We start from the raw sequence: 24,225 nt of genomic DNA, 5'->3' as shown, positions 1-24,225 counted from the left end.
ATTAAGAAGGAGGCGAAGGAATGAATATTTTAGGTTTAGGGGGGAGTGGTCATAGCTTTTCAGCATGCCTTTTAAAAAATGGTGAAATAGAATATGCCATTGAAGAAGAGAGGCTAAATCGAGTAAATTATTCCCTGCTGCCTGATGAAAGTATCCACATTGCAAGATCACGAGCTTCCTCTTATTGCTTAAAAACAGCAAACATCCCAATAAACCAAGTTGATTTAATTATTGGCAATGATTTAATGAATGAGCTTTATTATTCAAAATTCAGAGAAAAAATTTTACTAATAAATCACCATCTTTCCCATGCTAGCAGCTGCTATTTCACCTCAGAATTTGATGAATCTGCAATATTAGTAATTGATAGTCGTGGGAGTAATAATGGTGTATCAAAGCGTATACAATCAAAAGATTCAGTTGAAACAATTTCCTATTATTATGGTGATAATAATAAAATCAAGGAAATAGGCAAAACGTCAGGGCATATGATCGATCATTATTATCCAACAAATTCAATAGGGGAGTTTTACGACACTTTAACTCGTGAACTCGGTTTCGACTTTTTAAATATTCGTACAACCATGGAATTATCTTCATATGGAAATAACAAGTATGTTCAAGCATTTGAGGAGTTTTACAATTTTAATAGTAAAACAGGAACATTTAAAAGGACGATTGCCCAAATAAAAAAAATGAAATTATTTATTAGGCGTACACTTAATGGAGCTAAAAATGATAGATTATTGCAGGAAAGGGCAAATATTGCCTTTGCAGGTCAATATCATCTAGAAAAGATTGTAATTGGACTTGCCAATTTGGTCTATAAAAAAACGCAAACTAGGAATATATGCTTAAGCGGCGGCATTTTTTTAAACAATTTCGTAAACACAAAAGTCTTAAAAGAGACACCGTTTAAGAATGTTTATATCTTCCCAGCAGCAGGAGACTCTGGACTATCCATAGGAAGTGCTTTGTACGGTTTTCATGTTTTAAATAACAGGCCGAAAACTATAATCCGCCCATTTTCCCCCTATTTAGGAAAGGAATATGAGGAGACTGAAATACAAACTGCTTTAAGGGAAAACAATTTTTTTATTTCTTATCATAAACCTTTAAAGTTATATGAAGAAGTATCAAAATTATTGGCTTCCGGTAAAATTGTTGGCTGGTTCCAAGGAAGAGCAGAATTTGGATCCAATACTTTAGGCAATAGAAGTATTCTGATTAGTCCACAATCTAGGAACAAAAATCTGGAACATGACTTTAAAGGAAAAGAATACGATCCTTATAAGCCATACACAATATCAGCTCTGGAAAATCACCAAATATTTGAATTAGAATCCACTTCTCACTATGGTATGCTATCATCCACATTAAAAAAAGATATAATAAGTATCCCCGGAATGCCAAGAGCTCTCCCTATCCATACAATTAATAAATCTATTAATTATAAGTTCTATAAGCTAGTTTCACAATTTTATAATAAAACTAATATTCCCTATATATACACTTTGGGTTTATGTAATAATCATGCACCAATTGTTGAATCTCCTATCGATGCAGTTAAATTATTTTTAAATTCTAAAATGGACATTTTGGTAATGGATGATTATTTAATAAAAAGAACCTGAAAAAAATAAATCTTGTGTATTAGGATACATGTTCATTTTTAAATGTGAATTATTTGTGGAAAGGGGCATTTGAAATGAAGGTAAACCTTAATCTAATTCGTTCCTATAGAGAAAAAGGACATGTTTTAATTAAAGAAGCCCTGCTAAAAGACGAGGTATTAAATATAAGACAGCAAATAAGGGATGAGGTATATCTATCAGCTCGTAACCTTGCTGAGGATCAATACTTAAAAACTTTCTTATTTGATATGAATTTATGGGAGCGGAATAATATAATTAAAAAGTTCATATTTAACGAAAAAATTGCTAATATTGCCGCTGACTTAATGGGCGTTGAGAAGGTAAGACTTTTAAATGATGCTGCATATTTTAAAAAGCCTCATAATTTACAAACGAAATGGCATTATGACCTCGATTTCTATCCTTTAAATACTTCAAACGTAGTGACAGCATGGATTCCTCTACTTGATTTGCCGGCAGAAATTGGTTCAATGAATTTTATAACAAGTTCACATCTACTAAATTATGAAAATAAGTCCATAAAACAAATAATGAAAGAGGTAATATTAAAAAGGTATAAGGAGGAAAGCTATGGTGCTTTGAATATTGGAGATGTTACCTTCCATTCAGGTTTGACCCTTCATAACGCTGCGGAAAATAAAACCTCTATTACAAGGGAAGTAATAACCATCACTTATTATGAGGATGACTCTTGTATTATTGATCCTAGAGATCATGAAACAAAATCCTATTATCTAAATCGATTTTTTCCCGGGTTGAAGCCTGGTGATAAAGCTGAAACTTATCTAAACCCCATACTCACCCCTTTTTAACATGTGTTTTTGTTTTCTCGCTGAATTTTTTATTTGAATATATAAATTATATTCCTTTATTAATTTGCTTAATAAAATGATTTGGAGAGAGTTTATTATGAAAAATGGATATTATTTATCAATCTATGCTTGTATAGACAAATTATCTTATTTAAAAGAGTTAACGGTACGTCATGATATGAATTTGTCTTTATGGAAAAAAGAAGGTAAAAATATAAAGTTAATACATTACTGGGAATTAGAAAGATTAACGGGAAATAAACAGCATGATATCGCCTTTTTTGATCTAAACCAAGCATGTAATTTAATAAATAACTTGTTAAAACAGTATGATTTGTCTTTAAACGATATGGTAGAAATTTGGGGAACTCCTGGTATTGATACTTGCGAAGATTACCATAGTAATTATGAATATCCAAATTTATGTTATCACAGTATATCCCATTTATTCTCTTCGCTTCTATTTAATACCGAATTATTTCATAATGAAGATATAATTGCACTTGCTGTTGATGGTGGTCCTGATAGTTTAGTAGACAAGAAAATTACTCAAAAAGAATTTTATTCGGGAGCCTTCTCCACAAAGGGGAATATAATTGATGTATTTCCAATAAATTCTCCAGGAGGTTTATGGGATGGCGCCAGTGAATTTTACAATTTGAAGGAAGGTACATTAATGGCCCTTGCTTCTGCAAGTAAAAGCGAGTTAAATAGAGATTTTGAGCTAGAAGGAAGTATACATGATATTAAATCGTATCAAACCGTTAGGAAAAATCTTGAGAATATTTTAAGAAATATTGAATTCATTTCAGATTCTGATGAAGGGGTATTATTTAACTATTTCGACAAACGGTTTTCCAAGAAGGAAAATAAAGCTAGTATGGCAGTGAAGGCAATTCAAAAAATGTCTATTGAAATCATGGAAAAAAATCTTGAAAAGATTATTAACAAATATAATATAGACCCTTCGAATACCTATCTAGCAATTAGTGGTGGATATGGACTAAATTGTCCAACAAATTCTCATCTAATGCATAAGTACAAGTTTAAGGGGTTAATCGCACCACCTTATATCAACGATAGTGGTCTATCTCTTGGTATTGCCCTTTATTCCTTTTATAAAAAGTTAGGAAAAGAAAAGTTTGAATTTAAATTTGAGAATGCATATTACGGGGATGAGGATCTATCGTTTTATGAAACAATTGAAAGGTATAAGAACTTTGTATCAAACATAAGCAACATAGATTCAGACACAGTAGTTGATGATATCGTAAATAGTCCTATCATTTGGTTCGATGGACGTGCAGAAGTTGGTCCAAGAGCTCTAGGGCATCGCAGTATTCTTGCTGATGCAAGAAGTAAAGATGCTAAGGAAAAATTAAATAAAATTAAACAACGTCAATGGTGGAGACCTGTCGCGCCAATTATTTTAGAAGAAGAAGTAAGTAATTGGTTCCAGCATGCATATGAATCTCCATATATGCTTAACACGTTTAAGCTTATAGAGGGACGAGAGTGTGAAGTTCCTGCTATAGCTCATTTAGATAATAGTGCCCGAATTCAAACAATAAATTCTCGAGATAATCCAAAATTATATAAAATAATCAGTCATTTTAATAAAAAATACAATATACCTATTGTCTGTAATACATCACTGAATGATAGCGGTGAACCCATCATTAACAGTATTGAAGAAATGATTAATTTCGCCTTAAGAAAAAAGTTCAAGGTTGCATATGTGAATGGATATCGTGTTGAATTTAAAAACCATGAGAGCTATTTAGAGAATAAACCTTTGAAAAGAAAATTTGATTTTAATTCATATGTTAGTACAAAAGAAAAGAATGAGTGGTTAGAGAAACTTAATCCGTATGGATTAGAGAAAAATATTTTAGAGTTTTATGTTAAAGCTAACAATATGGAGATTAATATCAATAATAAAGCCGATATAAGAATGTTAAAGGTTGCATACAAAGTATATAATTAGGATTACCCTACATATGTTGGACATTATCTAAAATAAAAATAGGATAGGTAAATAAAAACACTCCGGATATTTTCTTCCAGAGTGTTTTTATGTTTTTTAAGATGCAGCAAAATTAGTATTCAATATTTAAAGGAGGGAAAATAGGATGTCCACCGTTTTCAGAAATGATCGGTGCTGAATCCAGTTCTTGAACATGTCCTTTTTGAACATTTAAAGTACCCAAATTAATTAATACAATAAACGATAAGAGAATCTTCTTCATAAATCTTCACTCCTAGTTATTTAATTTACTTTAATGATTTCTCATATATGCGCTGTTCCTTGTAATATTTTATCAAATGATTTTTGAAGTTCTGAAGTTCATCTTGATGCTCACCTATAGATTCAAGGAAGGGGATTAAGTTTTCTTCTAAGAAGATTGCCGCTTCATCATAGAATCCCATAAGCTCTAAAAGATAGTACTGCGATAACATTGAATACTTTTGATTTGAATGATTGCCTGATAATTCAAGAGTCTTATTAAAGTATCTCATTGCTTCCTTTACATTACCGAGCCTAAAGTTTAATTCACCTAAAGTATAATGGTTTATTAAATAATGGGCAGAGTCTTCAGGAAGTAATTCTAAACATGTCTGATAATATAAAATTGATTCATTAGAATTCCCCATTCTATCCATTAGATAGCCAATATTATGAAAAATTTGAGGCTCGAAGTTAGAATTTTCTAAAATATCTACATTTCTCAACAAGTGCCTATAGCAATCATATGCCTCTTGATAGAGTTTGGAATGGGTATAATTGATACCTAATAACATTAATGTATGCAGGATCCTTTTGAAGTTAAATTGATTTTTAAAAAACTGAAGAGCTTTTATTCCATAAAATATTGCCTGGCCAGAAAGTTCTAAATTCCCTTTAACTAAAGATAAATGGTAGAAATATTCACCTTGTAATATTTCATTATTCGTATGATCTTCGTGAAGTAAATTTTCTAAAGCTTCATCCGCCTCAATATATTGACCTCTCATAATTAAAAATAACGCAGAATAGTAGTTAAATAAATAGGTCTCATATTGGGAAAAATTTTTTTTGTGCTTATTTAACCATTTCTTTTGCACACCAGCCCCATCCAAATTACCAATAAAAATTAAATAACGCATGATATAAAGTTCATATAAATATAAATAGGGGGTAAATGGGATAAATTCATTACTTGTTTCCAGCTTTTTAAATGTTTCCATAGCATCAGGTTTCTGATGGTAGTGAATATTATCAATGAGCTGATCTAATAGTTTTTTTATTTCATAGTCTTTATTGTTAATATTTTCTAAAGATACCCCTAGTCTTTCTAGTAGTAGCTCTATCGTTTCTTTATTTGCATCTTTATTATTATTTTCAATCTTACTGAGATGTGGAATCGAACAAATACCTCTAGCTAATTCATTTTGAGTTATTTTTGACTTCGTCCTTAAATACTTAATAACTGAGCCAATTTTCATAGAAGCATTCACACCATTCTGTATTCATTTCCAATCTATTATAACTTAGTTGGGAAACTCTTTTAACAGATAAATTGAAATTATAAAAAAATTTCCCAACAAAAAATTGAATTGACACCATAATGGTTAATAAAAAGCAATCCATTCATTTAAAAACGAATGAACTGTTAGAAAACTTCCGGTGGAGAACGAGTGAAATAAAACAGATGCATCCATTCTTAGTCTAGCCATTCAAAACTCTGTAGCTGGCATTATGCCAACTGTCGGTTTAATAGAATGCCGGTTGTATGAGAGGTCGAGGGGGGGAGTCGCCCCATCCTACTCTCCATTGTTTTCTTAGTGATTTTCCACACAAAATTGTCAGCATTTTTGGGGTATTATTTTACTAAGAATTAGACAGACCCAACATGGATGATAAGGATTGCTGATGATGGGTGAAGGATATGAAGGAGGAATGGGAGGATGGAGGCTTCAAACGTTGTATTAAGTGCTCCACTGCAGCAATTAAAGGACGAGCATGTGTCACTCCGGGAAGAAATGAATCTCTTCTATGAAATCACAGAGGAGATAGAATTCGAATCAGGTCCTGCTGTCATTCAAGAGTTTGCGAGATTATATGAGCAGATTTCGGTCTTTCATGTAAAGCTGAATACACATTCAAATAAAGAGGATGACTGGCTGTTCCCTATGATGGCTAGCCACCTTGGAGAGAATGACAAAACGATTGAAGTGATGGAATTTGAACATGAGAAGGCTGAACAGCATATAAGAGTTTTTCTGACTGAAGCAGAACAAGCAGGACCAGCTATTAATATTGATGAAGCCCAAGCGATTGCCGTATATGCCGTCCAAGCATACGCTACCTTATTCCAGCACTTTGATAGAGAAGAAAAAGTGCTGTTTCCATTGGCAGAGGAAATACTGTCGGTGGGGGAGAAGGAGGAGTTTGAGAGACGGTTTCAAGCGTGTTAGGAACATAGTGGCCAATCGCTGCAAAGATTTCGATGCAGCCAATTGATATTTACTAAATAATAGAAGCAGGTGTCCACTATGGATGCCTGTTTCTATTTAATTACATTACATCAAATGTTAAAATAGAATATATTTACAAAAATGGAATTGAAATTAGGTGGGCTAGAAATGAAAGAATTAATGCAAAAAATATTAGAGTTTAGAAACGAACGGGGATGGGGTCCTTATAATGAAAAGGATTTGGCTATTTCTATATCTCTAGAAGCCAATGAACTGTTAGAGAATTTTCAATGGAGAACGAGTGAAGAAGCGGTTGCTGAGTCCAAACAGAATATTAAAGAAGAGATGGCAGATGTATTTATATATCTACTGCAGTTAGCGGATAAAATGAATATCGATTTGGAAGAGGAAGCATTTAAGAAAATGGAGAAGAATGCGGTGAAGTATCCGGTGAATAAAAAGTAAGATAGATAATGATCCTCATGCTTTCAATGAAGCAGTAGAACCGTCTCCTTGCATCCCTCAATTAATTAGTGAAAAGACCATTATTCAGGCTTTGGTTGAACGTACTATTCATAGATGAAGAAAAGGCACATGGTTCAGAGTCAGATGATATTCAATATTGAAAGAGAAATGACATATTTCAATATCGGTACTTTCTTTGAATAATGAAGCTGTCATTTTAGTGGTTTTGTTTAATGGCTAAAAGAAATGGAGGGGAAAGATTTTGACGGTGATTAGAAGATTAATAAAGCTATTATTTATTTTCGTTTTAGTATTCGACTTGCTTATTATCATTTTAGGCAGTAATGATTATTATTTTACCTTTCTTAAGCCGACTGGTTTTATTTTTCCTACCATTCTTACAGTCATTTCTTTTTATTTATTAGCTTGGGGTCAAAAAAAAAGGGTATTGGGTATTTGCTGCAACTGTTGTGACATTCATTTTCTTAGGTAAATTATTTGTATTTTATATTTTCACAGTCTTTTCCTATGAATATATTCCGTCTCCAAATGGAGATGTAACTTTAATCATAGAACAACGGGATGCAACAATGGGTGAAACTAATCATTTTTATAACTTTTATCGGAATACCACATTTCCAATGGTAATAAAAAAATTAAATAAAGAGCTGGTAAGCATTGTAACCAGAGGAACCTACGACGACAACTTGGAAGTATTAGGGATTAATCAGGCTAAATGGATTGAAGGCGAAGGTGTTGTTTTTTATTCGAATTATGCAAAAACCAAGGTGGAGTTTAACATAAAATAGAAGTAGTTAGAACCGCAGTGGCAGTTGCTTCAAATTTTTCAGTTTTATCGGTAGGAATTGAAACCGATGCATCCATTCTTAGTCTAGCCTATTCAAAACTCTATAAATAGATTGTTAATACGTGTACTTAACCTAAACGGTTAAGATTGTTGCTTGTACTAAATAATTGGGGGATTTATATGAACATAATGAAATTAAATTTTCGACAATCTATTTTTGCAGTTTTATTTGTTTTAGTATTAGTTCCTAGTTGTGGTTATTTCACTACATTGTATAGTAACTCAACACTATTTATCCCAATAATAGCAGTAGTGGAGCTAGTATAGAAGTATGGACACATTTTAGTTAAGTCCTTATCCTAGAAATTAAGAGAGGACGTGTCCGTTATGAAACAAAAACGTTACAATCAAGAATTCAAAGAAACGATTGTTGAACTTTATCGTGCTGGTACTCCCGTCAACCAGCTTGCTAGCGAATATGGTGTCTCAGAAGTAACTATTTATAAATGGATTAAAGTGCATTCTCCTATTGGGGGAAATGAGTCATTAACACCCGCTGAAATCGCAGCTATTCAAAAAGAAAATTTACGTTTAAAACAAGAGGTAGAAATATTAAAAAAGGCTATGACCATATTCGCGAAAAAGTAATGGATCAAGAAATTATCGAACATATCAATGAAGAAAAGGCACACTATCCTGTTCAAACCATGTGTCGTGTATTAAAGTTGCCTAAAAGTACTTATTATCAAGCTGCCCATAAAATGCCTTCGGCCTATCAAATAGAAAATGAGGAAATAACCAAACGTATCCGAGAAATCCATAAAGCAAGTAAGGGTCGTTATGGAGCTCCTAAAATTCATTACTTATTGCGTAAAGAAGGATTTCAGGTGAGTATCAAACGTGTACAACGCTTAATGAAACAGGCTAGAGTTCGTTCTATTATTGTTAAAAAATATCGTCCTGCATCATTTCAAAGTCTTATAGAAGAACGTGAAAACAGATTAGAGCAGGATTTTCAAACAACCTCTATTAATGAGAAATGGGTAGCAGATATTACATATATTCACACACATAAAGATGGCTGGTGTTACTTAGCTTCAGTGCTAGACCTTCATTCTAAGAAAATCGTAGGATATAACTTTGCCCGACAAATGACGGTTGAATTGGTTACACAAGCACTAGACAATGCCATTCAAAATCAAGACCCTAATGAAGGGGTTATTTTGCATACGGATTTAGGCACACAATATACGAGTGAAGCATTCCAAAAGCAGTTAAAGCAACATGGATTCATTCAATCATTTAGTCGAAAAGGTTGTCCGTATGACAATGCATGTATAGAATCATTTCATGCAACATTGAAAAAAGAAGAGGTTTATAGGAACCGATATCTGGACTTTGAAACTGCAAAAGTAGCCTTATTTACTTACATTGAAAGCTGGTACAACCGAAAGCGAATTCATCGCGCAATAAACTATTTAACACCAGATGAAGTAGAAACATTATGCCGAGCAGCATAAGGAATGGGACTTAACTTTTTTATGTCCAAGATATTGACTTAGATCCATAGTATCTGCTTTCGTTGGTAGCTTAATTGCTAAGAAAATTATTAAGGGTTAAACAAGGTCGTTAAATTATGGAGTGCGGTAATAGCTTGATAGAAGGAGTGAAATCTTATGATATTGTGGTTTAGACCTTTACCACAAGTAAGGAATGATTTGTCAGAATGGACCCCTTTTATACGGAATCAATGGTTACAAACGCACTATATGAAGTTTGTTTATCTACTCCAGGTCATGATATTTCTGATTCCATATTTCTTTAGAGAATGGTTCCCCCCCCCCCGATCCCTATATTTGCTCTTGTTTTAATAGGTATCCTTGTCTTCATCATTCATGAAACCCTTCACATCATAGTCATAAACAAAAAAGGTGACATTAGTTTAACGTTTAACGGGATATTTTTTTTGCTGCATACTAATGCAATTCTATCAAAACCGAGATTTTGGGTCTTTATGAGCTTGCCCCTCATTGTTTTATCAGTAGTTCCTGCCATTGCATCATTTTTTTTATCTGAAGATATCAAGTCAATCTTATTATTTGTGAGCTGGATAAACGCTGTGATTTCTGGCTCAGATATCATTAATTCATTTTTAATTGCTATGAAACCGAAGAACTCTATATTTTGCAAAGGCTATTACCGATTGCAATAGTATGAGGCATGTAACCATTTGTTGAAAAGGAGAACCCTTAAGTGACTACTACCACGCTAAAAATCATTGCCTTAGTCGCAATGCTACTTGACCATATCGGTGTCTTCATACCCAATATGCCAGAATATTTAAGATGGATAGGGCGTATTGCAGCACCTATATTCATTTATTTCGTTGCGATTGGCTATCGCCATACCACGAATAAAAAGAAGTATTTATTACGTTTATATATTGCTAGTGTTGGAATGGCATTAGTTAATCTTGTATTAATAGCAATGCCAGGATCAAACTATAATGACAACTATAATTTTTTTGCGCCATTATTTTTAATAGGTCTTTTTCTTTACGCCATTGAGAAAAAGAAGTTTACCTATATTCTCCTTTGGCAGTTAATTAGTGCTGTGCCTATTATTTTTTTCATTGAATTCGTTGTTACTAATAAGCTATTGGATGAGTATTTCCTTGGAGCAGTATTAGGGAATTCGTTATTTGTTGAAGGTGGCATTTTATTTGTTTTGTTAGGTGTTGGGTTTTATTACTTTCAAACTAAAAAACAATTAACGCTATACTATCTATTATTTTCTGCACTTATTTTCGTGATAACAATAAAGCGTGGCCATATGTTTGAACTTCATAATAGACTCTTTTTTAAATTTGGAGATATTCAGTGGCTAATGCTTTTGGCACTCCCCTTATTATTGCTCTATAACGGCAAAAAAGGGGTTGGATTAAAATACTTTTTCTATTTCTTCTATCCCATACATATAATTGTTCTTTATTTTATCGGGAGAAGCTTACAATAATATGCTGGGGTTGTTATAAAAATATCGAAGCATGTTTTTGAAGTAACGGCACAACAAAGGAGTGATTTCTTGAATAAGATAAAGTTGATCATCTTTATATCAGTGATAATAGTAGTTTTATTTTATTTACTACACTCAACTCCCAAAATGGCGTTAAGAACACAAGTATTTTTCAAGGGATATCCAAAGGCTGCTCTTACATCCGAGATTATTGATTATGAGTATCAAAATATAAAATTTAAGGAAAAAGGCAGTAGAGGATACGCTTTTACAAACCCTCCAATAGAAAAAGCAACGCAAGGTCATTTAGACACTTATCGGGTAAAAAGGATAGGAATTTTGTATTTCGCTGATTTTATTAAAGACATTTAACATAATATCACTTCAAGCGGAACAAGCAGGACCTGCTATTGATATAGAAGAAGCCCAGGCAATTGCCGTATATGCTGTCCAAGCATATGCAACCTTAATCCTGCACTTTGACAGAGAAGAAAAAGTGCTGTTCCCATCGGCAGAGAAAATACTGTCGGCTGGGGAGATGGAGGCGCTTGAAAGACGGTTTCGAGGTTGATAGCAACATTGCCTTTACAGCCAATTGATATGTACTATATACGTGAAGCAGGTGTCCACTAAGGATGCCTGCTTCTATTTAATTACATCACAGCAGATGTTAAAATAGATTATATTTGCAAAAATAGAATTCAAATTAGGTGGGCTTGAAATGAAAGAATTAATGCAAAAAATAATAGAGTTTAGAGATGAGCGGGGCTGGGGTCCTTATAATGAAAAGGATTTGGCTATTTCTGTTTCTCTAGAAGCGAACGAACTGTTAGAAAACTTTCAATGGAGAACAAGTGAAGAAGCGGTTGCTGAATCCAAACAGAATATTAAAGAAGAGATGGCGGATGTATATATTTATCTTTTGCAGTTAGCGGATAAAATGAATATCGATTTGGAAGAGGAAGCCTTTAAGAAAATGGAGAAGAATGCGGTAAAATATCCGGTAAATAAAGAGAAGTAATGGGGTATTCCTTTCGAACGACAGAGATCATTAGGTGGAATTTTGAAAATTACAAGTCAATCAGGAAGGTGACTTTCGACGCGGCAGTTGGCAAACGATCAATATTATTTACAAGCCGAAGAGGGAAAAAGAGTATTCTTAATGGCTTTAAGAAAAAGATAATGTGAATGTATATAAAAATGAAAGTGGGTACAGCTTTGACATTAATTCAAAATATCATTGATTTCATCCTACATATTGATGAACATCTAGTTGAAATCATCAAAAATTTTGGCGGTTGGTCATATGGAATCTTATTTTTAATCGTATTTGTGGAAACGGGAATTGTGATTTTCCCTTTCTTGCCAGGTGATTCTTTATTGTTTGCTAGTGGTGCTCTTGCTGCGATGGGAGCTTTTAACATTGTTTTACTTCTCATTATCTTTTTTTTCGCTGCGGTAATTGGGGATACGGTAAATTATCATATCGGCAGGACAGTAGGGACAACCATCTCAAATCGTAGTTTTATGGGAAAATTGATTAACCAAGATAAAATGAAGAAGGCTGAAGATTTCTTTAATAAGCATGGAGGAAAAACAATTGTGATCGCTCGTTTTATGCCGTTTATTCGCACGTTTATTCCTTTTGTTGCAGGGGCAAGCCGGATGAACTACCGTTATTTCCTGATTTATAATGTGACAGGTGCTGCTTTATGGGTGGGCATCTGTACGATCTTAGGCTACTTTTTTGGAAATATCCCAATTATAAAAGATAACTTTTCAACGGTTCTCTTAGCAATTATTTTTGTATCTGTGTTGCCAGCTATTATTGGGGTGATTCGGGGAAAATTGAAAAAAGGATGACGGTTCAAAAGATGTAGTCTCCGCACTTAGAATAGTCACGGAGAACCGTACCACAAGTGATAGTAAAGCGGAGTTTAAACTTATTATATAAATTTTATTTAAAAAAAGAAAAGTCGTCTTTCTATGTTATATAGGGGAGGACTTTTTCGTTTTTCTGTTCATTTGTTTTTAGTTATCTTATATCTACTAAAGTGAAAGCTGGAACACCCTTTGATATGAAAGCCTTTTTTTTTGAAAAAATAATAGAATGCTGTCTGTCATTCAGTTTCTTTTCGTATAGAATCATCGTCACGTCTGGATTTACGATAGGCACTCTTAATATTGTGGGATTTGGATATAGGACCGGTGCTAATATGTATTTTATTTGGTGAGTGTATGTTACCTGAATTCTGGGCGATATTTAACAGCAGATCTAGCTCTTGACTATATTGAATGGTTATTTTTGAGTTTATACCCCATATTTTAGCGCTTGCTATCATTTGCTCTCTTTTTTCTTCTATTGCTTTTCGTAGTAAACCCACTTATCCCGCCACCTTAATTATCATTCTATTCGGTCCTATTAGATATTATTTTTTCCATTTGTGAAAGTGGTTTTTTTGTATTTTAACTTTTCTGATAACACTAATACTTTTATTAATATTAGCATTTATTTTCTTTGTAGACTATAGTCCGTAGACTATTTGTCACAAAAAAGTCGATAATGACCACAACTAGGAGGGGTTAATTTGAGTATTGAGGTCATTTTCGGTAAGGTGTTAAGGAACATTCGAGAAGATAAAAAATTATCCCAAGAACAACTCGCTCATTTATCAGAGCTAGATCGAACCTATATCAGTTTATTGGAACGAGGGAAACGTCGTCCAACTATCAATACATTATTTGCCTTGTGTAAACCCTTAGGATTGAAACCTTCTGAGTTTTTAGGAGAAATTGAAAAGGAATTATATTAGCATGCTATCTTGGAATTTAGTAGACTTGAAAAATATCTTGCAGGATAAACTTGTTAGTTAAGATATAGTCGATTGTAAAAGGAAGATAGCTTTAGTTTTAATAGGTGTTGTAACAATCTTTATTTAATTAAGTCAGTACAAAGAGAAGGAACCATTCGTCTTGCCCTAGGTCAGAGTGGTTCCTTCTTTTTAAATAATTTATACTTAAGATCGATGACATCCCTAACCCAACTTTAGGAACGGCGATCGTGAATAAGAAAACAGGGATAATCATGCCAAATAACCCTAATACCAATCCAAATATCCAAAGTCCTTTATTAAACAGCGTACCGTTCCAAATAATTTCCGGAGACTGAAAAACGGCCGTAATCATAAAAGCAGAAAAAGAAACTACTACTAAACGGTTAGGGGCTCATTTCTATGAAATCACAGAAGAGATAGAATTCGAATCAGGTCCTGCTGTACTGAAGTAAGGAAAAGTCAATTAGATATTGATGGTGAGAGCAGGGACTAGCAGCGGATACATGTTGAAATTGCATCACTACTAGTTTATTAGAGAAGCGGGTGTCCACTACGGGTGCCTGCTTCTATTTAATTACATAACATCAAATGTTAAAATAGTAGATATTTACAAAAAAATATTCAAATTAGGTGGGCTAGAAATGAAAGAACTCATGCAAAAAATTATTGAATTTAGAGATGAACGAGGGTGGAGTCCTTATCATAATGAAAAAGATTTAGCTCTTTCTATTTCTCTAGAAGCGAATGAACTGTTAGAAAATTTTCAATGGAGAACGAGTGAAGAAGCGATTGCTGAATCCAAACAGAATATTAAAGAAGAGATGGCGGACGTATTTATTTATCTACTGCAGTTAGCGGATAAAATGAATATAGATTTAGAAGAGGAAGCATTTAAAAAAATGGAGAAGAATGCTTTAAAATATCCGGTGAATAAAAAGTAATTGATTATTCTTTAATATGCCAGTTAATCATGAGGTAGGTAGAAATCAATATGAGTAAAATAGAGATAAAAACAATGCCTTTTGACAGATCATCAATAGATAGAATGAACGGTTACTATACCGATTATCCAGTAGTTTACTTTCTCAATAACGATACAACAGTCTATATTGGTGAGACAGTAGCAGTAAGAAATCGGATGAGGGACCACTTAAATAATAGTGAGAGAAAAGCATTAAAGAAGATGTCCCTGATCATTCATGAAAAGTTTAATCGATCAGCCACATACAATATTGAAACCAAGCTGATTAATTATTTTTTAGCAGATGAACGATACAAACTACAAAACAAGAGTCAAACCGTCAATAGTGTGATGCACAATTATTATGAAAAAAAGTACTTTAATGAGGACTTGTTTTAGCATGTGATACGGTGAACCGTACCATAAGTAAATGAGGTTTTTTTAAGGTATTTTTACAATTTATAAGTTAGTGGGTGTGTATTATGATACAGGAGATAGTTGGAATTTTTGAGAAGGCAAGTAAAGGCTTTCTGCAGGAGCAGAAAGCCTTTATCTTAAGTGGTGTATCTGAACGGTCTTTATGTGGAGAGCTAATGAAATATTTAGCAAAAGAAATAAGTAAAACTAACTTTTCTAAGTATCATGTTGATGTAGAGTACAATAGAAATGAAGGAGGAAAGCTTAAGACAATTAAGAATGATAAAGAGGTAGTCATTCCTATTACATGTGATATTATCGTGCATAGTAGAGGGGAAAATATAAATCAAGATAATTTAATTGCAATTGAGATGAAAAAATCTTCGAATAGTAAAGCAGAAAAAGATAAAGATAGAGAAAGATTAATAGCCCTCACAAAAGATTCTTTTGATAATATTTGGAGTTACGATGGAAAAACATTTCCGGAACATGTTTGCCGTTATCAACTTGGTGTTTATTATGAAATTAACCTTGAAAAAAGACTTGTAGAAATTGAATATTATATGAAGGGTGAATTTCAGGATTATTATATTGTGAAGTTTTAACTATTATGGGGGTGTAGAGTTGATTTCTGAAGAAATTTTAAGAAGTATAGCTGACCTTTTTAATGGAGATACAGAGGAAGAGTTTTTTAAATATAAGTCAGGACCTCAATTGGTAGATTTTTTTAATACCAATTTTGGTTATGAAGATTCATATGGACAAGGTTTTCCATCAAGATGGTATTTTACTGTAGATAAACTTGTAGACCTAATAAATAAGAAAAAGATTGATAGATTCTTTAGCTTAATCCTAAGTAAAAGATACCTGATGGTTGAAAAGCAAATTTCAGAGGTTAATGCAGTGGTTTCAAGTGAAAAGATACATCAAAATATGAATAATCTTTTAAAGCCAAATGGATTAGTTATTATAAAAAAAGAAGACAGATTTGAACTTGTGAGTGAAGATGAAGATTTGGTGTACGTAGGAGAAGGCGGATTTGCAACAGTTTATAGAAGAAAATCTAACGGACTAATAGTTAAGAAGTTAAAAGAAGAGTTTCTTGTAAAGCAGGATATTAAGAGCCGCTTTAAAAGAGAGTACAATATAACAAAATCCTTAAATGATGTACCAGGAATTATTGAAGTTTACGATTTTCATTTAGATGACTATTCCTACACAATGAAATTCGCGGAGCAATCATTGTTTGACTATGTTTCAAATTATTCTCACGACTTTGATACCCAAAAGACTATGATTCGCCAAATACTTTTTGTAATGGGTAAGGTACATGAAAGGAATATTGTACATAGAGATATTAGCCCACATAACATCTTGATAGTTAATGGAAGGTTACATATTTCTGATTTTGGATTAGGTAAAGACTTAGATATGTTTCATTCACATAGAACTGCCTACACAAATTCATTTGGACAGTTATTTTATTGTGCACCTGAACAGTTTATGCAGCTGAAAGAGGGGGATAAAAAAAGTGATGTTTATTCTCTAGGGAGACTTATAAATTATATAGTAGGAAGCGACCCTCGAAATTATAATCACATACTCAGAAGCGTTACAGAAAAAGCTACGAATGAAAATCCATTATACAGATTTGAAGATGCAAAAGAGCTATTAGAAGCTGTAGAAAAAACAATCTCTTACCATGAAAACAATGAAAAAATTCAAGAAGTAAAAGAAAAAATCAAAAATGGCTATTACGATGAAGATGTAGAAAATTATATTTATGGTTTAAGTGCGATGGAGTTATGTAAGGATTTAGATAATGTTCCTCAATTTATTAGTTCAATTATGAAATTTATCGAAAACAATGATAAACGCAGTTTAGAAATAATGAAGATGATTGAAGATTCCTTTCGAGAGTATTGCGGCTTCTCATTTTCTTCATACGATGTATTCTCGGACCTAGCATATCGGATTTTAAAATCTAATGGGTTTTCATACTTAACTAAAGAAACTGCTGCAAGGGTTTTAAACACAATTGCTACCGATGTAAACCGATTTGAATCGCAAAGATTAATTGAAAGATTAATAGAAGGTGGATTAGAACCTAGTATTGAAGATATTCTTTCTGTATAGTTTAAAGCTTATAATCAGTATTATAACTCCTGATATTAAAGGGCAATCACAAGTGTGATTGCTTTTTACTTTAAAATACCAATTTATTGGATTAAAGACTAGTCATTAATATGATAAAATGGTCCTAAGTACTATTTTTTGGAGGAAACAACGTGAATAATCAAACTTATAATCAAATTGTTAGTTTTATATGGGGCATTGCTGATGATTGCCTTAGAGATGTATATGTACGTGGAAAATATCGAGATGTTATCTTGCCAATGACCGTTATTCGTCGTTTGGATGCTGTTTTAGAACCAACAAAAGATGCAGTTCTACAGATGAAAAAAAGTCTAGATGAAGCTGGTGTAATTAATCAAACGGATGCTCTATGTAGTGTAGCAGGGCAATCGTTTTGTAACACGTCACCTTTTACCCTTAAAGACTTGAAGTCACGTGCTAAGCAGCAACAATTGAAAGCTGACTTTATTGCCTATCTAGATGGTTTTTCACCGAATGTCCAAGAAATCCTTGAAAAGTTTAAATTTCGTAATCAGATAGATACGATGATTGAAGCGGATATCTTAGGTGCTGTTATTGAGAAGTTTGTAAGTCCTACTATTAACTTAAGTCCAAAACCAGTATTAGACGATAATGATGATGTGAAGATACCGGGACTTGATAATCATACTATGGGTGTCATCTTCGAGGAACTTATTCGCCGTTTTAATGAAGAAAACAATGAAGAAGCTGGAGAACATTTCACCCCACGTGATGTAGTAGAACTGATGGCTGACATTACCTTCTTACCTATTGCAGATAAAATCAAAAATGCACCTTATCTTGTATACGATGGAGCTTGTGGAACTGGAGGCATGTTGACAATTGCGGATGAACGACTACACCAATTGGCAAAAGAACATGATAAGGAAATCAACACATATCTATATGGACAGGAAATCAACCCAGAAACGTATGCAATTACAAAAGCGGACTTACTAATTAAAGGAGAATCACTTCAGGATGATAACGTAGCCTTCGGGTCTACTTTATCAAATGATGGATATCCTACACTAAACTTTGATTTTATGTTATCCAATCCTCCTTACGGTAAGAGCTGGAAAACTGATTTGGAGAGATTAGGTGGAAAATCGGATATTTCAGACCCACGTTTCATCGTAACTCATGATGGGGAACCGGATTTTAAAATGATTCCTCGTTCAAGTGATGGTCAAATGTTATTTCTAGCAAACAAGTTAAGCAAAATGAAACATGATACAGAACTTGGAAGTCGTATTGTTGAGGTTCATAATGGTTCATCTCTATTTACTGGAGATGCTGGACAAGGAGAAAGTAATTTAAGAAGATATATTATCGAAAACGATTGGCTAGAGGCAATCATAGCTTTACCAGAAAATATGTTTTACAATACTGGAATTGCAACGTTTATTTGGGTTGTTACAAACAGAAAAGCAGCTCATCGTAGTGGAAAAGTCCAACTTATTGACGCAACAAGTTTAAAAAGTCCACTTCGCAAAAATCTTGGTAATAAAAATTGTGAATTAACGCCTGGTTTGCGAAAGCAAATCACTGACATGCTTATTAATTTTAATGAAACAGAAAACTCGAAAATATTCGATAATAAAGAATTTGGTTATCACAAGATAACCGTAGAACGACCATTACGGTTAAGTGTGGATTTAGCTAAAGAGAAGTTAACCGAGTTTGAAGAAGTATGTGTGCAGCAAAAAGATAAAAAACTTTTAACGATTATTGAAAAAGCTGCGGAAAATTACAATCATTCAATTGTACGAGATTTTAATGAATTCATTGCTGAACTAAGTAAAGTTGCAAAAGGTTTAGGCGAAAAACTTCCAGTAAAACGGGTTAATTTGATTAAAAATTATTTAGCGCAGGTCGATGAGAATGCTGAGAAGGTTATCAAAAAAGTTAACAAGGCTGGAAAAGTTGAAGCTAATCCTCTATTGGGGTTATTCAGTTCTATTATTGAAGGAAAAAAATGTGTTGTAGAATATGAACCAGACAGTAATTTAAGAGGTACAGAGCAAATACCTTTACTCCATGAAGGTGGAATTGAAAAGTTTTTTAAGGATGAAGTACTTACATTCGCAAAAGATGCATGGATAGATGAAAGTAAAACGCAGATTGGTTACGAAATCAGCTTTACGAAATATTTTTATAAACCTATTCAACTGCGTTCTCTTGAAGAAATTTCCTCTGATATTAAACTACTTGAAGAACAAACAGAAGGCTTGCTTCAAGAAATCATAAGGGGGTAAGGAAATGGGGAATAAACTTAAACCCTATGAAGTTTATAAAGAAACAGAATATGATTGGTTAGGACCTGTACCAAGCCATTGGCAGGAACATACAGTGAGGTCTATTACTAAGCTATCTAGTGAAAGAAACGGAACTAGAGATGATTTGGAACTTTTATCAGTATATAGAGAATACGGTGTTATTAGAAAATCTTCCCGAGATGATAATCATAATGTTGAAAGCCAAGACCTATCTAACTATAAATTTGTAGATGTGGGATATCTGGTACTAAATAAGATGAAGATGTGGCAAGGTTCCCTAGGGGTTTCTAAGTATAAAGGAATAGTGAGTCCTGCTTATATTGTGTGTAGATTATTAGGGGATTTGAATAGTGATTATGTTCATTATTTAATGAGGTCTGCTAAATTTAAGACAATATATAATAGAATTTCTTACGGAGTACGTGTTGGACAATGGGATATGCGCTATGATGATTTTAAAAACATTAAGTTATTCTTACCTCCAATTGCTGAACAAAATCAGATTGTTAAATATCTTGATAACCAACTTGAAAAAATTAATAAGTTCATTAAAGTAAAAAAAGAGCTCATAGCTGTATTGAAAGAACAAAAACAGGCAGTTATTAATGATGCAGTAACAAGGGGTACTAGATTTGATATTAATTATAAACAGTCTTCCATTTCATGGATTAAAGAGATACCTGAACATTGGGAGTTTAGAGCATTAAAAAGGTTGACATCAACTAAAATGTCGGATGGTCCCCATGAAACACCAGTATTTGTTGATAAAGGGGTTCCTTTTGTTTCTGCAGAAGCTGTATATAACGGTAAAATTAATTTAGATAGTATGCGGGGCTATATTTCTGAAGAAGACCATAGAAAATATTGTGAAAAATTAAAACCTCAGAGGAATGATATTTTTATTGTAAAATCAGGCTCTACAACAGGTAAATCTTGCATTGTAGATTTTGATGAAGAATTTAGTGTTTGGTCACCTCTTGCCTTGGTTCGTAGTAATGAAGAAAATGACCCTTACTTTCTTTTTTATGCTATTAATGCGACATACTTTCAAGAACAGGTTCAAGATAAATGGTCTTTTGGTACACAGCCTAATATTGGTATGGGTATATTACAAAATCTACTTATTGCCACACCCCCATTAGATGAACAACAATCGATTGTTCAATTCCTGAATAATGAGATTGAGAGAATCGATAGTATAATTGAAGCTTATGAGAAAGAAATAAACCTAATTAACGAATATAGGGTTACTCTTATTTCAGAGGTTGTAACAGGTAAGTATGATGTAAGGTATGTAGAAAACCAAAATCAACACATATGAAAATGAAAGTTCTGCAGAATTGGAGGCAGTCTTAAAAGTCGAGGAGTGTGAGGTTTAATGGCAACCAACACCAAAGAATCAGGACTAGAAGCATTGATTGTTAAACATCTAGTAAATCAGAATGGGTATGAGCAGGGGCAAAACAATGACTACAATAAAGACTATGCAATAGATGAGACACGTTTTTTTCGATTTTTAGAGGATACTCAAAAAGAAAAGTTAGAGATGTTAGGTGTCTATAAAAGCGATAGCAACAAGGCAAAGTTGTTGAATCGCTTGCAGGGTGATATTACGAAAAATGGTGTGATTGAAGTCTTAAGAACCGGACTAAAAATCTATCCAGTCACACTCGATTTATTTTATCTGACTCCTTCTAAAGCAAATGAGACAGCCAAAACACTGTATGCAAAAAATATATTTAGTGTAACTAGACAGTTGATGTATTCGAGAGACAACATGAAACTTGCTCTTGATTTCGTCATCTTTCTCAACGGTCTTCCTATCATTACATGTGAACTTAAGAATCAACTGACGAAGCAGAATGTTGAGGATGCGGTCTATCAGTATAAGATAGACCGGGACCCTCGTGAATTACTCTTTCAATTTGGAAGATGTATGGTTCATTTTGCAGTTGATGACAATGAAGTTCGAATGTGTACGAAACTTGACGGTAAGAAATCCTGGTTCCTACCTTTTAACAAAGGATATAAAAATGGAGCTGGGAATCCTCCTAATCCTGATGGAATCAAGACGGATTATCTTTGGAAACAAATTTTTGTGAAGAGTGAACTTGCAAATATCATTGAGAACTATGCACAAATTCTTGAGGAAAAAGACCAAGAAACTAAAAAGGTAAAGCGCACCCAAATCTTCCCTCGATATCATCAGTTGTCTGGTGTGAAATCTATCCTAGCTGATGTCAGTGAGAAGGGTGTCGGTCAAAAATATCTTATCCAACATAGTGCAGGAAGTGGAAAATCGAATTCGATTGCTTGGCTTGCTCATCAATTAGTTTCATTGTCAAAAGACGGTAAGAATTTTTTTGATTCAGTTATCGTTGTCACTGACCGAATTAACCTCGATAAGCAGATTAAGAATACCATCAAGGGATTTATGCAGGTATCGAATACGGTGGGGCATGCAGAAAGCTCCGGAGACTTAAGGAAACTACTTCAGGACGGTAAGAAAATCATTATTACCATTGTGCATAAATTCCCGTACATTCTTGATGACATCGGAAACGAACACCGAAAAAACAAGTTTGCTATCATCATTGACGAAGCTCATTCTAGTCAGAGTGGAAACATGTCGGCCAAAATGAATATGGCACTTTCTGACCAATATGAAGATGCGGAAAATGAAAGCACAGAAGATAAGATTTTAAAGATACTAGAGGGGAGAAAAATGCTTAACAATGCGAGTTACTTTGCATTCACAGCAACCCCGAAGAATAAAACGCTTGAAATGTTTGGTGTTCCTTATCCAAAGGACGGAAAGATTAAACATCGACCGTTCCATGTCTATACTATGAAACAAGCCATTCAGGAAGGTTTCATTTTGGACGTATTGAAAGATTACACGCCAATTAAGAGTTACTACAAGATTGCCAAGATAGTAGAAGATGACCCGAAATTTGACAAAAAGAAGGCACAAAAAAAGCTGAGAAAGTATGTTGAGTCCAATGAAAAGGCAATCGAACTAAAGTCTGAAATCATGGTAGACCATTTTCATGACCAAGTGATTGCAAAAGGGAAAATTGGCGGTCATGCGCGTGCTATGGTTGTAACTAGCAGCATTGAACGAGCAATCCAGTACTACTATTCAATATCTGCATATTTGGAAAAACGTAAAAGTCAGTTTAAACCGATTGTTGCCTTTTCAGGTGAGCACGAGTACGGTGGGAAAAAGGTAACAGAGAGCTCAGTTAATGGGTTCCCGAGTAATGAGATTGAGAAAAAACTCAAAAAGGACCCATACCGTCTCCTTGTTGTGGCAAATAAATTCCAAACAGGTTACGATGAGCCGCTTCTTCATACGATGTATGTTGATAAGGTGTTGACAGACATTAAAGCAGTTCAAACCCTTTCTCGTTTGAATCGAGCTCACCCACAGAAACATGATACGTTCGTACTTGACTTTGCAAATGAAACAATTACGATTCAAGATGCTTTTTCCAAGTATTATAAAACAACAGTTCTTTCAGAAGAGACTGACCCGGATAAGTTGAATGACTTAGAAAGTGACATCAGACGATATCATGTTTTCACAGATACACATATTGAAAACCTAGTCGAGCTGTACCTTAATGGAGCGGAACGAGATAAGTTAGACCCAATTCTTGATGTCTGTGCAAAGCATTATGAAGATGATTTGGATGAAGATGGTCAAATTGACTTCAAGAGCAAGGCAAAGGCATTTGTTCGGACGTACGGATTCTTGGCCTCCATCTTGCCTTATGGGAACCCCGAGTGGGAAAGACTTTCAATCTTCCTAAACTTCTTGATACCAAAGCTACCTGCACCAAAAGAAGAAGACCTATCAATTGGTATCCTCGAAGCGATTGACTTAGATAGTTACAGGGCGGAAGCACAGGCTAAAATGTCCATTGTACTAGAGGATAAGGAAGAGTATGAAATTGCACCAGTACCTACTTCGGCAATGGGTGGGAAATCAGAAGTAGAGTTAGATTTACTGAGCAATATTCTCGAAACCTTCCATGACCTCTTTGGAAATATTCCTTGGAGGGACGAAGACCAGGTTAAGAAACATATTGCTGCTATCCCGGAAATTGTCGCAAAAGATAAAGATTATCAAAATGCGATGAAAAACTCTGATAAGCAAAATGCAAAAATTGAGAGCCAAAAAGCCTTAAATCGAGCTGTCATTAACCTTATGTCTGACAACATGGAAGTGTTTAAGCAGTACAATGATAACGACTCTTTTAAGAAATGGTTATCAGATATGGTGTTTACACTAACATACAATACAGATGGTGATGTGTACTCCGGAAGTCCGAAAATTAGCTGATAAGCGTAATGAGAGC

General features: G+C 33.8%; 22 protein-coding genes and 1 pseudogene. 20 read left to right on the top strand and 3 right to left on the bottom strand.

Going from position 1 to position 24,225, the window contains the following annotated elements; genetic code table 11:
* Positions 1–20: 20 nt before the first annotated feature.
* From FI644_RS02220 to FI644_RS02210, 3 genes are all read left to right on the top strand, one after another.
* On the top strand, positions 21–1,634 hold the full coding sequence (locus FI644_RS02220) for a carbamoyltransferase N-terminal domain-containing protein (RefSeq protein ID WP_142107965.1): 1,614 nt from the start codon (positions 21–23) through the stop codon (positions 1,632–1,634).
* Positions 1,635–1,708: 74 nt separating this feature from the next.
* Positions 1,709–2,467: a phytanoyl-CoA dioxygenase family protein gene (locus FI644_RS02215; RefSeq protein ID WP_142107964.1), complete on the top strand. Its 759-nt coding sequence runs from the start codon at positions 1,709–1,711 to the stop codon at positions 2,465–2,467.
* 97 nt (positions 2,468–2,564) lie between these two features.
* A complete protein-coding gene (locus tag FI644_RS02210; RefSeq protein ID WP_181758165.1) occupies positions 2,565–4,454 on the top strand; it encodes a carbamoyltransferase C-terminal domain-containing protein in 1,890 nt (629 codons plus the stop codon).
* Positions 4,455–4,566: 112 nt separating this feature from the next.
* Here the strand turns inward: FI644_RS02210 and FI644_RS26190 are convergent, their stop codons facing one another.
* Together FI644_RS26190 and FI644_RS02205 are read right to left on the bottom strand one after the other, a co-directional pair.
* Positions 4,567–4,716, bottom strand: coding sequence for a hypothetical protein (locus FI644_RS26190; protein WP_181758164.1), 150 nt, complete (start codon positions 4,714–4,716; stop codon positions 4,567–4,569).
* Between the two features lie 25 nt (positions 4,717–4,741).
* Positions 4,742–5,953, bottom strand: a complete 1,212-nt coding sequence (locus FI644_RS02205; protein WP_142107962.1) for a helix-turn-helix domain-containing protein — start codon at positions 5,951–5,953, stop codon at positions 4,742–4,744.
* Positions 5,954–6,415: 462 nt separating this feature from the next.
* On the opposite strand from FI644_RS02205, the gene FI644_RS02200 reads away from it, so the two are divergent.
* The 9 genes and pseudogenes from FI644_RS02200 to FI644_RS02160 all read left to right on the top strand — a co-directional run bounded on the left by FI644_RS02200 (position 6,416) and on the right by FI644_RS02160 (position 13,076).
* Positions 6,416–6,925, top strand: coding sequence for a hemerythrin domain-containing protein (locus FI644_RS02200; protein ID WP_142107961.1), 510 nt, complete (start codon positions 6,416–6,418; stop codon positions 6,923–6,925).
* Positions 6,926–7,093: 168 nt separating this feature from the next.
* Positions 7,094–7,390 carry a nucleotide pyrophosphohydrolase gene (locus FI644_RS02195; RefSeq protein ID WP_053474942.1) on the top strand — a complete coding sequence of 99 codons (297 nt, stop codon included), beginning with the start codon at positions 7,094–7,096 and terminating at the stop codon, positions 7,388–7,390.
* Between the two features lie 590 nt (positions 7,391–7,980).
* Positions 7,981–8,199: a hypothetical protein gene (locus tag FI644_RS02190; protein WP_142107960.1), complete on the top strand. Its 219-nt coding sequence runs from the start codon at positions 7,981–7,983 to the stop codon at positions 8,197–8,199.
* Positions 8,200–8,585: 386 nt separating this feature from the next.
* Positions 8,586–9,718 (top strand): IS3 family transposase gene (locus tag FI644_RS02185; protein WP_439952621.1). Its coding sequence is split into 2 segments (ribosomal slippage): positions 8,586–8,820 and positions 8,820–9,718, totalling 1,134 coding nucleotides; the frame shifts between segments, so codons are not numbered across the junction.
* Between the two features lie 156 nt (positions 9,719–9,874).
* A pseudogene (locus tag FI644_RS02180) lies at positions 9,875–10,410 on the top strand (DUF3267 domain-containing protein).
* 41 nt (positions 10,411–10,451) lie between these two features.
* Entirely contained in the window at positions 10,452–11,213 is a 762-nt protein-coding gene (locus FI644_RS02175) for a TraX family protein (protein WP_053474945.1), read from the top strand.
* A 69-nt stretch (positions 11,214–11,282) separates the two neighbouring features.
* Positions 11,283–11,585, top strand: coding sequence for a YjcN family protein (locus FI644_RS02170; protein WP_142107958.1), 303 nt, complete (start codon positions 11,283–11,285; stop codon positions 11,583–11,585).
* A 349-nt stretch (positions 11,586–11,934) separates the two neighbouring features.
* Complete coding sequence (locus tag FI644_RS02165) at positions 11,935–12,234, top strand: nucleotide pyrophosphohydrolase (RefSeq protein ID WP_142107957.1); 300 nt, start codon at positions 11,935–11,937, stop codon at positions 12,232–12,234.
* 197 nt (positions 12,235–12,431) lie between these two features.
* The gene (locus FI644_RS02160; protein ID WP_246066991.1) at positions 12,432–13,076 is read left to right on the top strand and encodes a DedA family protein; all 645 of its coding nucleotides are present in this window, start codon (positions 12,432–12,434) and stop codon (positions 13,074–13,076) included.
* Between the two features lie 257 nt (positions 13,077–13,333).
* On the opposite strand, the gene FI644_RS27460 is transcribed toward FI644_RS02160, so the two are convergent.
* Positions 13,334–13,597, bottom strand: a complete 264-nt coding sequence (locus FI644_RS27460; protein WP_379999777.1) for a Spo0E family sporulation regulatory protein-aspartic acid phosphatase — start codon at positions 13,595–13,597, stop codon at positions 13,334–13,336.
* Positions 13,598–13,801: 204 nt separating this feature from the next.
* Here FI644_RS27460 and FI644_RS02150 point away from each other — a divergent pair, with 204 nt between their 5' ends.
* The 8 genes from FI644_RS02150 (at position 13,802) to FI644_RS02110 (ending at position 24,209) form a co-directional block, all read left to right on the top strand.
* Positions 13,802–14,026 carry a helix-turn-helix domain-containing protein gene (locus FI644_RS02150; protein ID WP_142107956.1) on the top strand — a complete coding sequence of 75 codons (225 nt, stop codon included), beginning with the start codon at positions 13,802–13,804 and terminating at the stop codon, positions 14,024–14,026.
* A 662-nt stretch (positions 14,027–14,688) separates the two neighbouring features.
* A complete protein-coding gene (locus FI644_RS02140; protein WP_142107955.1) occupies positions 14,689–14,988 on the top strand; it encodes a nucleotide pyrophosphohydrolase in 300 nt (99 codons plus the stop codon).
* A 50-nt stretch (positions 14,989–15,038) separates the two neighbouring features.
* Positions 15,039–15,407 (top strand): GIY-YIG nuclease family protein, encoded by a 369-nt coding sequence (locus tag FI644_RS02135; protein WP_142107954.1) that lies wholly within the window; start codon positions 15,039–15,041, stop codon positions 15,405–15,407.
* Between the two features lie 83 nt (positions 15,408–15,490).
* Positions 15,491–16,030, top strand: coding sequence for a hypothetical protein (locus tag FI644_RS02130; protein ID WP_142107953.1), 540 nt, complete (start codon positions 15,491–15,493; stop codon positions 16,028–16,030).
* 19 nt (positions 16,031–16,049) lie between these two features.
* A complete protein-coding gene (locus FI644_RS02125) occupies positions 16,050–17,561 on the top strand; it encodes a protein kinase domain-containing protein (protein ID WP_142107952.1) in 1,512 nt (503 codons plus the stop codon).
* A 152-nt stretch (positions 17,562–17,713) separates the two neighbouring features.
* Positions 17,714–19,840, top strand: coding sequence for a type I restriction-modification system subunit M (locus FI644_RS02120; RefSeq protein WP_142107951.1), 2,127 nt, complete (start codon positions 17,714–17,716; stop codon positions 19,838–19,840).
* A 4-nt stretch (positions 19,841–19,844) separates the two neighbouring features.
* Positions 19,845–21,182 (top strand): restriction endonuclease subunit S, encoded by a 1,338-nt coding sequence (locus FI644_RS02115; protein ID WP_142107950.1) that lies wholly within the window; start codon positions 19,845–19,847, stop codon positions 21,180–21,182.
* 57 nt (positions 21,183–21,239) lie between these two features.
* Positions 21,240–24,209, top strand: coding sequence for a type I restriction endonuclease subunit R (locus FI644_RS02110; protein ID WP_142107949.1), 2,970 nt, complete (start codon positions 21,240–21,242; stop codon positions 24,207–24,209).
* Positions 24,210–24,225 lie beyond the last annotated feature (16 nt).

It is taken from the genome of Cytobacillus solani (genome assembly GCF_006704205.1).
GTDB lineage: Bacteria > Bacillota > Bacilli > Bacillales > Cytobacillaceae > Cytobacillus > Cytobacillus solani.
This window is presented reverse-complemented; position numbering and strand designations above follow the sequence as displayed.

Bases quoted from the DNA above. Each gene is read 5' to 3' on its own strand.
- FI644_RS02190 (WP_142107960.1), top strand. From the start codon at position 7,981: ATGGGTGAAACTAATCATTTTTATAACTTTTATCGGAATACCACATTT.
- FI644_RS02215 (WP_142107964.1), top strand. From the start codon at position 1,709: ATGAAGGTAAACCTTAATCTAATTCGTTCCTATAGAGAAAAAGGACAT.
- FI644_RS26190 (WP_181758164.1), bottom strand. From the start codon at position 4,716: ATGAAGAAGATTCTCTTATCGTTTATTGTATTAATTAATTTGGGTACT.
- FI644_RS02195 (WP_053474942.1), top strand. From the start codon at position 7,094: ATGAAAGAATTAATGCAAAAAATATTAGAGTTTAGAAACGAACGGGGA.
- FI644_RS02200 (WP_142107961.1), top strand. From the start codon at position 6,416: ATGGAGGCTTCAAACGTTGTATTAAGTGCTCCACTGCAGCAATTAAAG.
- FI644_RS02140 (WP_142107955.1), top strand. From the start codon at position 14,689: ATGAAAGAACTCATGCAAAAAATTATTGAATTTAGAGATGAACGAGGG.
- FI644_RS02115 (WP_142107950.1), top strand. From the start codon at position 19,845: ATGGGGAATAAACTTAAACCCTATGAAGTTTATAAAGAAACAGAATAT.
- FI644_RS02220 (WP_142107965.1), top strand. From the start codon at position 21: ATGAATATTTTAGGTTTAGGGGGGAGTGGTCATAGCTTTTCAGCATGC.
- FI644_RS02110 (WP_142107949.1), top strand. From the start codon at position 21,240: ATGGCAACCAACACCAAAGAATCAGGACTAGAAGCATTGATTGTTAAA.
- FI644_RS02130 (WP_142107953.1), top strand. From the start codon at position 15,491: ATGATACAGGAGATAGTTGGAATTTTTGAGAAGGCAAGTAAAGGCTTT.
- FI644_RS02210 (WP_181758165.1), top strand. From the start codon at position 2,565: ATGAAAAATGGATATTATTTATCAATCTATGCTTGTATAGACAAATTA.
- FI644_RS02165 (WP_142107957.1), top strand. From the start codon at position 11,935: ATGAAAGAATTAATGCAAAAAATAATAGAGTTTAGAGATGAGCGGGGC.
- FI644_RS02135 (WP_142107954.1), top strand. From the start codon at position 15,039: ATGAGTAAAATAGAGATAAAAACAATGCCTTTTGACAGATCATCAATA.
- FI644_RS02205 (WP_142107962.1), bottom strand. From the start codon at position 5,953: ATGAAAATTGGCTCAGTTATTAAGTATTTAAGGACGAAGTCAAAAATA.